Raw genomic sequence first — 12,035 nt, forward strand, 5'->3', positions numbered from 1 at the left:
GTAACTTCCCGACTCCCCTTGCGGCTCGACAGCAACCGCTTACATGCTGACGGCACGCCTCATCCCGTTCCGCACGCTTCCGCCCCTCATTCGTTTCTGCAGGGAGAGTTCCGCATGCGTAAGCACAGCCCCTCCGCCACGCCTTCCACCCCGGTCGGCCGCCGCTCCGTACTCGCCGCCGCGGCCGGTGCCGGAGCGGTGGCCGCGCTCGGCGCCACCGTCTCTTCGGCACAGGCCGCCCCCGGCCGGCCGCTCGCCCGTCCGGTCGCCCTGACCGTCACCGCCCGCCCCGCCGCCGAGGCCGAGCGGCTGCGGCTCGCACAGGCCCTGCGCGGCTCGGAGTTCCAGCCGACCGGCCTGTACGTGCCCGCCGGCACCCCGCTCTCACTGACCGTCCGGCCCCACGACGGCCTGCTGCCCACGCTCTGGATCGGCGCCTGGGACTACTACGGCGAGATCACCGAACCGCGCGGCTACCCGCTGACGGCCGGCGCCAACACCGTGACCGACCCGCACGGCGGCCCCGTCTATCTGACGCTCACCGGGCACGGCGAGCGGGCGGAAGTGCTCATCCGCGCCGGAGCCGTCCCCATGCCGGTCTTCACCCTGGGCCGCACCACCGAGGCCGACTACCAGCGACAGCTCGACACACTGACCACGTCGCCCTGGGTCGAACTCCACGGGCCGGACACGATCATGACGCTGACCCGTGACGGCGCGCTGCAGTACCGGGGCGAGGACCACGCCGCACTGCTCCGGCTGGTCGGGACGATCATCGACTCGCACGCCCGGATCAGCGGGCTCGACGGCTCCCGGCCGGTGCACCGGAGGAAGGCGGGGCCGTACCACTTCACCGAGGTCAGCAAGGTGCCGACCGGTGTCGGCGCGTACGCCACGCACGGCTACAACGGCTTCCCGCGCGCCTATCTCGACCGGGCCACGACCGTCGAGGGACTGCGGACCCGCGGCTGGGGGCTGTACCACGAACTCGGCCACCTGCATCAGCAGATGGCCTACAAGCCGGGCGGCATGACCGAGGTCACGGTGAACATCTACTCACTGGCCGCGCAGCGCACCCTGAAGCAGCCGTCCAATCTGCTCACGGTCGACCCGGCGACCGGCCTCACCGCCTTCCAGACCTCACGGGCCAAGTTCGGCACGGCCGGGCTGACGTACGAGAAGTCCTTCGGCGCGTACGAGAAGCTCGTGCCGCTGCGTCAGCTGGAGCTCGCCTTCGGGGACGACTTCTGGCCCCGGCTGCACAAACTGGTGCGCGAGGAGAACCCGCAGTCCGACTCCACGGAGAACGACAAGCGCTACCGGGCGCTGGCCACCTACTCCAGCCGCGTCGCGGGCCACGACCTCACGGACTTCTTCGTCAACACCTGGGCCTTCCCGATCGACGCCGTCGGCCGGGCCGAACTCGCCGCCCTGCACCTGCCCCAGCCCCCCGTCGACCCGAGCACGCTCTCCGACTGAGCACCGTGAACACAGCGGACACAGCGGACGCACAGGACAGGGAGTCATCGTGCAACTGAGCAGAAGGACCCTTCTCGCCGCGAGTGGCGCCACGGCCGTCGGCGCGGCGCTCGCCCCGACCGCGGGCGCCGCACAGGCCGCGGCCCCGGAGCAGGCGGCAGGCATCGCACCGGATACCCGACCGATCGCGGACCAGGACTTCGACGGGCTCCTCCTGCGGGCGGAAACCCTGATCACCGGAGGCGGGTTCGACCCGTCCGACCCCGACTTCGCCGCCGCCCTCGCGGCCCTGGACGGCGCGGCGAAGGAGCTGTGGGACACCCTGGACCGCAGCGCCGGACGCACCGCGCTGTGGGCCGACCTCTCCCCCGTCACCGATCCGGGCAACTTCGGGCAGAGCTACACCCGGCTGCGCACCCTCGCGACCGCGTGGGCCACGCCCGGCGCCTCTCTGGCAGGTGACGCGGCGACCGCCGACGCCCTGCTCGGCGCGCTGCGCTTCACCTACGACACCGCCTACCACCCGCAGGCGGGCGAGAGCGGCAACTGGTGGTTCTGGGAGATCGGCGCTCCTCGTGCGCTGATGGACTGCTGCGTGCTGCTGCGCGGGCGGCTGTCCGGCGGCGATCTCACGGACTATCTGGGCGTCGTCGACCGGTTCTGCCCCGACGCGGACCGCCGGACCAACTCGCCCACGCTCTCCGAGACGGGTGCCAACCGCACCGACAAGGCCGTGATCGTGGCGCTGCGCGGACTGCTCGGCAGGGACGGGGACAAGCTGGCGTCGGCCCGTGACGCACTCTCCGACGTGCGCGACTCTGGCCGCAACAGCCTTTTCCGCTACACGAGTTCGGGTGACGGCTTCTACGAGGACGGCTCGTTCGTCCAGCACGACGTGGTCGCGTACACCGGCTCGTACGGCACCGTGCTGCTCGGCGGTGCGGCCTGGCTGATCTCGCTCCTGGCGGATTCCCCGTGGGCGGTCGCCGACCCGAAGGTGTCGGTGATGTACGAGGCCGTGGAGCGGAGCTTCGCACCGGTGGTCTTCGACGGGCTGATGATGGACGCGGTGCGCGGGCGGGCCGTCTCACGGGAACGCGCGGGTGACCACCGGGACGGCGCCGCGGCCGTCGCGGCGATCCTGCTGCTCGCGTCCGGAGCACCCGCCTCCTACGCGGACCGCTGGCGGCAGCTGGCCAAGGGCTGGCTGACCCGCAACCGCACCACCCCGTTCGCGGCGCTCGCCACACTGCCCCAACTGGCCCTGGCCAAGGCCGTGCTCAACGACCGGGGCATTCGCACCGGGGCCCGTACGACGGGCAGCTTCGTCCTCGCCGACATGGACCGCGTGGTGCACCGCCGCCCGGGCTGGGCCTTCGCGCTGTCGCTGTCCTCGAAGCGGATCTCCGCGTACGAGGCGGGCAACGGCGAGAACCTGCACGGCTGGTACACCGGTGACGGCATGACGTATCTGTACGACGGCGACGGCCTCGGGCAGTTCAACGACGGCTTCTGGCCGACCGTCGATCCGTACCGGCTCCCCGGCACCACGGTCGACACCCGCCGGCGCGACGATCTCGGCACCGGCGCCGGTACGTCCACCTACCGGCCGTCGAACACCGTCGCGGGCGGGGCCGTGCTGGACAGCCGGTACACGGTGGCCGCGATGGAGGTGATCGGCGCCCCGGGCAGCACGCTTCGGACCAGGAAGTCGTGGTTCCTGCTGGACAACGCGGTGGTCTCGCTCGGCGCGGGCATCACCGCGAGCGACGGCCGGGTTGACGCGTACCCCGAAGTCGGCGGCCTCCAGGGCGGCGCACCGCGTGAGGGCCATGACGCCGGCCTTCGCTGCGGCGTAGTGGGCCTGGCCGCGCTGGGCGCGCCAGCCGATGACGGAGGCGTTGTTGACGACGATGCCGCCGGTGTCGCGGTCCTTGAAGTGGCGCAGGGCGGCGCGGGTGCAGCGGAAGGTGCCGTTCAGGGTGACGTCGAGGACCTTCGACCACTGGTCGTCGGTCATCTCGACGAGGTCGGCGGTGCCGCCGAGGCCTGCGTTGTTGACGACGACGTCGAGGCCGCCGTGGCGATCTGCGGCGAACGCGAAGAGGGCGTCGACCTGCTCCTGATCGGTGACGTCGCAGGGCAGGGCGGCGACGCTGTCCGCGCCGAACTCCTCGGCGAGGGCGGCGGCGGTCTCCCCCAGCCGGCGTTCGTGGGCGTCGCCGATGACGATCCGGGCACCCTCCTCCAGGAATTTGCGGGCCGTCGCTCCGCCGATCCCGGCGCCCGCGGCGGCGGTGATCACGGCGGTGCGTCCGGCCAGGAGGGAGTGCCCTGCTACATAGGGCGGCTGGGTGGTCACGGGCGGATCTCCTTGGGCAGGCCGAGGACGCGCTCGGCGATGATGTCGCGCTGGATCTCGTCGGACCCGGCGTAGCTGGTGTCGGAGCGGGTGACGAGGAACAGCCGCTGCCGGTCGTCGAGTTCGTGCCTGGACGGTGACGATCGGCGGCAGGAAGCGGGCCCGCCGCTCAGGGGCGCCGAAGGCCGCCGGCGTCGGGCCGAGCAGCTGTTCCCCGATGCGGCTGACCCGTGCGGGGGCGTCGGCGAGGGCGTACTCCTCGTGGAAGGCGACCTGTCGCCCGATGGCCGCGCCCTCGTGCTCGCGGCCGGGTCCGCCGCAGCCTCGGAGGCCCGCGAAGGATCCGGTGCGGCCGGTGGCCGGCCGGCCGCGGATCCCGGTGCGGGACTGCTCGACGCTGCTCATGGGAGTACGTTAATCTACCAAACACTTGTTAGGGAAGGAGGCGCCGATGTCCGCTGCCCACGACGAACCGGTGCGCTACGAGAAGCGGGGCCCGGTCGCGACGGTGACCATGAACCGGCCCGACTACCGCAACGCGCAGAACTCCGCGATGACCTACGCCCTGGACCGGGCGTTCTACCGCGCGGCCGACGACAGCGAGGTGAAGACCGTCGTACTGGCCGGAGCGGGCGAGCACTTCTCCGCGGGCCATGACATCGGCACCCCGGAGCGGGACGCCCATCTGCCGTTCGAACGCCGGGCGGGACTCTGGTGGGACCACTCGGACAAGGAGGGCGCGGAGAGCCGCTTCGCCCGCGAGTCCGAGGTGTATCTGGGCATGTGCCGCCGGTGGCGGGAGCTGCCCAAACCGGTCATCGCGTCCGTGCAGGGCGCGTGCGTGGCGGGCGGACTGATGCTGGCCTGGGTGTGCGACCTGATCGTGGCTTCGCAGGACGCCTTCTTCGCCGATCCGGTGGTCCGCATGGGCATCCCCGGCGTCGAGTACTTCGCGCACCCCTGGGTGATGCCACCGCGGATCGCCAAGGAGTTCCTCTACACCGGCGACCGGATGAGCGCACAGCGCGCGTACGAGGTCGGCATGGTCAACCGGGTCGTGCCCGGGGAGGAACTGGCCGAGCGCACCCGGGAGCTGGCGCTGCGGATCTCCGAGATGCCGCGTCTGGGCCTCGCCCTGACCAAGCGCGCCGTCAACCAGGCCGAGGACCTGCAGGGAATGCACACCGGCATGGACTCGGTGTTCGGCCTGCACCACCTGGCGCACGCCCACAACGCCGAGACCGCGCCCGACGCGCTCGGCGGCATGGACATCCGGGCGATGAAGGAGGCGGGCGCCTGATGGACCTCGATTTCGACGCGGCCGACGAGGCGTTCCGTACCGAGGTGCGCGACTGGCTGGCCGCCCACGTCCCGGCCGCTCCCCTGCCGTCCCTGGAGACCGCTGAGGGATTCGCCGCGCACCGGGAGTGGGAGGGCACGCTGGCCGCCGACCGCTGGTCGGTGGTGTCCTGGCCCGAGGAGTTCGGCGGGCGCGGCGGCTCCCTGCTGCGCTGGCTGGTCTTCGAGGAGGAGTACTACGCCGCCGGGGCGCCCGGCCGGGTCAGCCAGAACGGCATCAATCTGCTGGCCCCCACCCTCTTCGAGAACGGCACCGCCGAGCAGCGCGCCCGGATCCTGCCGGCGATGGCACGCGGTGAGGTCATCTGGGCGCAGGCCTGGTCGGAGCCGGAGTCCGGCTCCGACCTGGCCTCGCTGAGGTCGACGGCCATACGGACCGGGGGCGGCTGGCTGCTCAGCGGCCAGAAGACCTGGTCCTCCCGGGCCGCCTTCGCCGACCGGGCCTTCGGCCTGTTCCGCAGCGACCCGGACGCGGACCGGCCCCACCGGGGACTGACGTATCTGATGTTCCCGCTGGACGCCGAGGGTGTCACGGTGCGGCCCATCGGACGGCTCGACGGCAAACCCGCCTTCGCCGAACTCTTCCTGGACGAGGTGTTCGTACCGGACGAGGACGTCATCGGCGAGCCCGGACAGGGCTGGCGCGTCGCGATGAGCACCACCGGGAACGAACGCGGACTCACCCTGCGCAGTCCGGGCCGGTTCACGGCCGCGGCGGACCGGCTGACCGCCCTGTGGCGCGAACACGGCGACCCGGCGGACACGGCGATGCGCGACCGGGTGGCCGATGCGGTGATCGGGGCCCGCGCCTACCGGCTGTTCTCCTACCGGGGCGCCTCCCACGTACTGCACGACGAGGGCGGGCCCGCCGGGGCCGCCTCCAGCCTCAACAAGATCTACTGGTCCGAACTGGACATCGCCCTGCACGAGACGGCGCTCGACCTGCTCGGCCCGTACGGCGAACTCGCCGACCACGCGGGCGAAGCGCCCGCCGGCGGGGGCTGGGCGGAGGGCTACACCTTCTCGCTGGCCGGCCCCGTGTACGCGGGCACCAACGAGATCCAGCGCGACATCATCGCCGAGCGGCTGCTCGGCCTGCCGAAGGGACGCCGGTGATGCGCTTCTTCCTCGACGCCGAGCAGCGGGAGTTCGCCCGCTCCCTCGACGGTCTGCTCACCTCCTGCGACACCCCGGCCGCGATCCGGGCCTGGGCCGTCGGCGGCCACGGGCCGGGGCGGGCCGTCTGGGCCCGGCTCGCCGAGGCCGGGGTGTTCGCACTCGCGGTCCCTCAGGAGCACGACGGTTTCGGGCCGCTGCCCCTCGAACTGACCGTCGCCTTCGAGGCGCTGGGGCGCCACGCCGTCCCGGGACCGCTGGTCGAGACGGTGGCCGCCGCAGCCCTGCTGGACCGGCTCGGCGACCAGCACGTGGCCGCCGCCCGGCTGCCCGCCATCGCCTCGGGCAAGTCCCTCGTCTCGCTCTGCCTGACCGCTCTGGGCCCGTACGCCCTGGACGCCGACGTGGCCGACACGGTGTTCGTGGTGGACGGCGACATCCTGCGCGTCGCCACCGGTGCGGGTCCCGTACAGCCGTCGGCCGATCCGGGGCGGCGGCTGTCGAAGCCGACGGGCGGGACGGTGATCGCCCGGGGCCCGGCGGTGACCGCCGCGGCCGGATACGCGGCCGATGTCGCCGCGCTCGCCACGGCGGCCCAGGCACTCGGGGCCGGCCGGACCCTGCTCGCCCGTACCGTCGCCTACGTCACGCAGCGCACCCAGTTCGCAGTGGCGATCGGCTCCTTCCAGGCAGTCAAGCACCGGCTGGCGGACACCCTGCTGGCCCTGGAGTTCGCCGAACCGCTGGTACACGGCGCCGCACTCGCGCTCGCCGCCGGCGACGACGGGGCGGGGCGCGACATCGCGGCGGCCAAGGTCACGGCGGGCGAGGCCGCGTACGGAGCGGCGCGCACGGCCCTCCAGCTGCACGGGGCCGTGGGCTACACCGACGAGTTCGACCTGTCCCTGTGGATCCGCAAGGCCCGTCCGCTGCGCGACGCGTGGGGCACCCCGGCCGCGTGCCGGGCCCGTGTACTGGCCGGCTGACCGCACACCGAGGGGCGGTTCGGCCGGCCCGGCCCGTCCACCAGAAAGAGAGGCCTCACATCATGGACACCGACAGCCCGTTGGACTTCACGGGGCGCGTGGTGCTGGTCACCGGCGGCACCAAGGGCATCGGGGCCGCCATCGCCGGGGCGTTCCTCGGCGCCGGGGCGGACGTGGTGGTCTGCGGCCGCACCACCCCGGACACCCTGCCCGCGGCCGGGGGCCGGGAGGCCGTCTTCGTGGCGGCCGATGTGCGTGATCCGGCGGCGGCGGCCGCGTTGGTGGACACCGCGGTGGAACGCTTCGGCCGGCTCGACGTACTCGTCAACAACGCGGGCGGCTCCCCGGACGCCGACGCGGCCACCGTCTCGCCGCGGTTCGTGGAGCGGATCGTCGCGCTCAATCTGCTCGCGCCGTTCTATGTGGCGCAGGCGGCCCACCGCGCCATGCACGCCCAGGACGGGGGCGGTTCGGTCGTCAACATCGGCAGTGTCTCCGCCCATGACCCGCAGCCCGGCACCGCCGCGTACACCGCCGCCAAGGCCGGGCTCCTGGCGCTCACCAAGGCGCTGGCCCTGGAGTGGGCGCCCGCGGTCCGGGTCAACCACATCACCACGGGGCTGATCCGCACGCGGAGCGCGGAGCCGGTCTACGGCGCGGACGGCGGGGCTTCGGTGGCGGGCGTCATCCCGATGGGCCGGATGGCCGTGCCCGAGGACGTCGCCCGTGCCTGCCTGTTCCTCGCGAGCGACCTGTCCGGATACATCAACGGGGCGGACCTGGCGGTGCACGGCGGCGGCGAGTACCCCGCCCGCTACCTCGCCGCGAAGACGGCCGGCCGGCCCGGCTGAGGACGACAGGAAACGGTCCGGGCCCCCTCCCGGGGCCGGGACCGTCCGCGTGCCCGGACCAGTTGTCCTGGAGCGTCAGCCCGAAGGCCCCTTGGCCGTACAGCAGCGCCCCCGAGCTCAGTGAAGACATGCGCGCGCCCTCTTCTCGCCGCGCGTGGCACCGCCGCCCTCCGCGCCCCCCGGGAAATCTCCGGGACCTTCGCACGTGACGCAGGCCATTCTCTGTGTCCGCGATCTCTGGGTAGGTCTCCGGTACGGTGTCGAACGCTTCCGACCCGACAAACCACGGAGCGGTTCGCCGCCGCCGAGTGACCACGGGACGCCGACCGGCGTATCCGTGCGACATCGCCCGTCCTGACGCCACGCGCTCGTGACACGACTGGGGAGTTTGATGTTCGACAAGGTATTGGTCGCCAACCGCGGAGAGATCGCGATCCGCGCGTTTCGCGCGGCGTTCGAGCTCGGGATCTCCACGGTGGCCGTGTATCCCCACGAGGACCGCAACTCCCTGCACCGGGCCAAGGCCGACGAGGCCTACCGGATCGGTGAGCCCGGCCATCCCGTGCGCGCCTACCTCTCGGTCGACGAGGTCATCAAGGCCGCCCGGAAGGCGGGCGCCGACGCGATCTACCCGGGCTACGGCTTCCTGTCGGAGAACCCTGACCTCGCGGCCGCGTGCTCCGAGGCCGGCATCACGTTCGTCGGACCGCCGGCCTCGGTGCTGAACCTGACCGGGAACAAGTCCCGGGCGGTCGCCGCCGCCCGGGAGGCCGGCGTACCGGTACTGAAGTCCTCCGAGCCCTCCGAGGACGTCGACGCGCTCGTCGACGCCGCCGACGAGATCGGCTTCCCCGTGTTCGTCAAGGCCGTCGCGGGCGGCGGCGGACGCGGCATGCGCCGGGTCGCCGAGGCGGGCGAACTGCGCGAGTCGATCGACGCGGCCATGCGCGAGGCGCGCTCCTCGTTCGGCGACGCGACGGTCTTCCTGGAGCAGGCGGTGATCAATCCCCGCCACATCGAGGTGCAGATCCTCGCCGACGCCGAGGGCAACGTCGTGCACCTGTACGAGCGGGACTGTTCACTCCAGCGCCGCCACCAGAAGGTCGTCGAGATCGCGCCCGCCCCGAACCTCGACCCGGCGCTGCGCGACCGGATCTGTGCCGACGCCGTCGCCTTCGCCCACCACATCGGCTACGTGAACGCGGGCACGGTCGAGTTCCTCGTCGACGAACGCGGCAACCACGTCTTCATCGAGATGAACCCGCGCATCCAGGTCGAGCACACCGTGACCGAACAGGTCACCGGGCGCGACCTGGTGATCGCCCAGCTGCGCATCGCTGCGGGCATGACGCTGCCCGAACTGCACCTCACCCAGGACGACATCACCCTCAACGGCACCGCGATGCAGTGCCGCATCACCACCGAGGACCCGGCCAACGGCTTCCGGCCGGACACCGGCACCATCTCCGCCTACCGCTCCCCCGGCGGCCCCGGGGTGCGGCTGGACGGCGGCACCGTCCACACCGGTGCCGAGGTGTCCGCCCACTTCGACTCGATGCTCGTCAAACTCACCTGCCACGGGCACGACTTCGCCAACGCGGCCCGCAGGGCGCGCCGGGCCATCGCGGAGTTCCGCATCCGGGGTGTGGCGACCAACCTGCCGTTCCTGGGCGCCGTACTGGACCAGCCCGACTTCCGGGCGGGACACGTCACGACGAGCTTCATCGAGGAACACCCGGAGCTGATCCGGGCCCGTCCCTCGGCCGACCGCGGCAGCCGCATGCTCGGCTATCTCGCCGAGACCACCGTCAACCGGCCCTACGGGCCCCGCCCCTCCGTCATCGACCCGGCGGACAAGCTGCCGGACCTGCCGGCCGGGACACCGCCGGCCGGTTCGCGGCAGCGCCTCGCGGCCCTCGGCCCGGAGGCCTTCGCCGCCGAGCTGCGCGCCCAGTCGGCCGTCGCCGTCACCGACACCACGTTCCGCGACGCCCATCAGTCGCTGCTGGCCACCCGGGTCCGGACCCGTGACCTGCTGACCGTCGCCCCGCACGTCGCCCATACCGCACCGCAGCTGCTGAGCCTCGAATGCTGGGGAGGCGCCACCTACGACGTGGCGCTGCGCTTCCTCGCCGAGGACCCGTGGGAGCGGCTGGTGAAGATCCGGGAGGCCGTGCCCAACATCTGCACCCAGATGCTGCTGCGCGGCCGCAACACGGTCGGCTACACGCCCTACCCCACCGAGGTCACCGAGGCGTTCGTGGCCGAGGCCGCGACCGCCGGAATGGACATCTTCCGGATCTTCGACGCCCTCAACGACGTGTCCCAGATGCGTCCGGCGATCGACGCCGTACGCGCCACCGGCACCTCGGTCGCCGAAGTGGCGCTCTGCTACACCGCGGACCTCTCCGACCCCGGCGAGACCCTGTACACGCTGGACTACTACCTGCGTCTCGCCGAACAGATCGTGGACGCGGGCGCCCATGTGCTCGCCATCAAGGACATGGCCGGGCTGCTGCGCCCGCCGGCCGCCCGCACCCTCGTCACCGCGCTGCGCGAACGGTTCGACCTGCCGGTCCATCTGCACACCCATGACACGGCCGGCGGGCAGCTCGGCACACTGATCGCCGCCATCGACGCGGGCGTGGACGCGGTGGACGCGGCGGTCGCCTCCATGGCCGGTACGACCAGCCAGCCCCCGCTGTCCGCGCTGGTGGCCGCCACCGACCACACCGAGCGCGCGACGGGCCTCTCCCTCCAGGCCGTCGGCGACCTGGAGCCCTACTGGGAGGCGACCCGCAAGGTCTACGCCCCCTTCGAGTCCGGGCTGGCCTCGCCGACCGGCCGGATCTACCACCACGAGATCCCCGGCGGGCAGCTGTCCAACCTGCGCCAGCAGGCCATCGCCCTGGGTCTGGGCGACCGCTTCGAACTCATCGAGGACTGCTACGCCGCGGCCGACCGGATGCTCGGGCGGCTGGTGAAGGTGACGCCGTCGTCCAAGGTGGTCGGCGATCTGGCACTGCATCTGGTGGGTGCGGGGGTCGAGGCGGCGGACTTTGAGTCCGACCCCGGCAAGTTCGACGTTCCTGACTCCGTGATCGGGTTCCTGCGCGGCGAGCTGGGCGACCCGCCCGGCGGCTGGCCCGAGCCGTTCCGGACCCGCGCGCTCAAGGGCCGCCCGGCGAAGGCGCAGACGCCGCAGTTGTCGGACGAGGACCGCGAGGGTCTGGAGCAGTCGCCGCGCGCGACACTGAACCGGCTGCTGTTCCCCGGCCCGACCAAGGAGTTCGAGGCCCACCGCGAGGCGTACGGGGACACCTCCGTCCTGCCCACCCAGGACTTCCTGTACGGGCTGGAGCCGGAGACCGAGCACACGGTCACGCTCGATCCCGGTGTCACCCTGCTGATCGAGCTGGAGGCCATCTCCGAGGCCGACGAGCGCGGGTTCCGCAGCGTACTGGCCACCCTCAACGGGCAGTTGCGGCCGGTGTCGGTGCGGGACAGGTCCGTCGCCACCGAGGTCAAGGCCGCCGAGAAGGCGGACCGCGGCAACCAGGGCCATGTCGCGGCGCCGTTCGCCGGAGTCGTCACCCTCCAGGTGGAGGAGGGCACGTCGGTGTCGGCCGGCCAGACCGTCGCCACCATCGAGGCGATGAAGATGGAGGCCTCGATCACCGCCCAGAGCGCCGGGGTGGTGCGACGCCTCGCGATCGGCAGGGTCCAGCAGGTCGAGGCGGGCGACCTGCTCATCGAGATCGCCTGAGGCACCGGACCGGACTCCGGCCCCGGACAGCGCGGCGTCCGGTCCCCGCGGGCGCGTTCGCGCACCGGGGGCCGGACGTCCGGCGGCCGGGGTGCTGTTACGCGTCGTCGTCGTTG

The 12,035-nt window shown here is 72.5% G+C and carries 6 protein-coding genes and 2 pseudogenes; 7 read left to right on the top strand and 1 reads right to left on the bottom strand.

Annotation, left to right across the window (positions count from 1 at the left end):
• The first annotated feature begins 114 nt into the window (after window positions 1-114).
• A complete protein-coding gene (locus tag J1C73_RS20190; RefSeq protein WP_207317644.1) occupies window positions 115-1,479 on the top strand; it encodes a M60 family metallopeptidase in 1,365 nt (454 codons plus the stop codon).
• A gap of 49 nt (window positions 1,480-1,528) precedes the next feature.
• Window positions 1,529-3,256, top strand: a pseudogene (locus J1C73_RS20195) (polysaccharide lyase 8 family protein); the annotation flags it as partial.
• On the opposite strand, the pseudogene J1C73_RS35775 reads toward J1C73_RS20195, so the two are convergent.
• Window positions 3,257-3,841: pseudogene (locus J1C73_RS35775) on the bottom strand (SDR family NAD(P)-dependent oxidoreductase); the annotation flags it as partial.
• Between the two features lie 451 nt (window positions 3,842-4,292).
• Here J1C73_RS35775 and J1C73_RS20205 point away from each other — a divergent pair.
• The 5 genes from J1C73_RS20205 (at window position 4,293) to J1C73_RS20225 (ending at window position 11,919) form a co-directional block, all read left to right on the top strand.
• On the top strand, window positions 4,293-5,141 hold the full coding sequence (locus J1C73_RS20205; RefSeq protein ID WP_207317645.1) for an enoyl-CoA hydratase: 849 nt from the start codon (window positions 4,293-4,295) through the stop codon (window positions 5,139-5,141).
• Complete coding sequence (locus J1C73_RS20210; protein WP_207317646.1) at window positions 5,141-6,316, top strand: acyl-CoA dehydrogenase family protein; 1,176 nt, start codon at window positions 5,141-5,143, stop codon at window positions 6,314-6,316. Before J1C73_RS20205 ends, J1C73_RS20210 begins: the two co-directional genes overlap by 1 nt.
• Entirely contained in the window at window positions 6,316-7,302 is a 987-nt protein-coding gene (locus J1C73_RS20215) for an acyl-CoA dehydrogenase family protein (RefSeq protein ID WP_207317647.1), read from the top strand. The genes J1C73_RS20210 and J1C73_RS20215 overlap by 1 nt, the downstream gene beginning before the upstream one ends.
• Before the next feature lie 62 nt (window positions 7,303-7,364).
• Window positions 7,365-8,153: an SDR family oxidoreductase gene (locus J1C73_RS20220; protein WP_207317648.1), complete on the top strand. Its 789-nt coding sequence runs from the start codon at window positions 7,365-7,367 to the stop codon at window positions 8,151-8,153.
• A gap of 391 nt (window positions 8,154-8,544) precedes the next feature.
• Entirely contained in the window at window positions 8,545-11,919 is a 3,375-nt protein-coding gene (locus J1C73_RS20225) for a pyruvate carboxylase (RefSeq protein ID WP_207317649.1), read from the top strand.
• The last annotated feature ends 116 nt before the right edge of the window (window positions 11,920-12,035 follow it).

The organism is Streptomyces laculatispora (assembly GCF_017353455.1).
GTDB classification, from domain to species: Bacteria; Actinomycetota; Actinomycetes; order Streptomycetales; family Streptomycetaceae; genus Streptomyces; species Streptomyces laculatispora.

What these genes read in the sequence shown, in the direction of transcription:
- J1C73_RS20225 (WP_207317649.1), top strand. Translation starts at nt 8,545, where the DNA reads ATGTTCGACAAGGTATTGGTCGCCAACCGCGGAGAGATCGCGATCCGC.
- J1C73_RS20205 (WP_207317645.1), top strand. Translation starts at nt 4,293, where the DNA reads ATGTCCGCTGCCCACGACGAACCGGTGCGCTACGAGAAGCGGGGCCCG.
- J1C73_RS20190 (WP_207317644.1), top strand. Translation starts at nt 115, where the DNA reads ATGCGTAAGCACAGCCCCTCCGCCACGCCTTCCACCCCGGTCGGCCGC.
- J1C73_RS20220 (WP_207317648.1), top strand. Translation starts at nt 7,365, where the DNA reads ATGGACACCGACAGCCCGTTGGACTTCACGGGGCGCGTGGTGCTGGTC.
- J1C73_RS20215 (WP_207317647.1), top strand. Translation starts at nt 6,316, where the DNA reads ATGCGCTTCTTCCTCGACGCCGAGCAGCGGGAGTTCGCCCGCTCCCTC.
- J1C73_RS20210 (WP_207317646.1), top strand. Translation starts at nt 5,141, where the DNA reads ATGGACCTCGATTTCGACGCGGCCGACGAGGCGTTCCGTACCGAGGTG.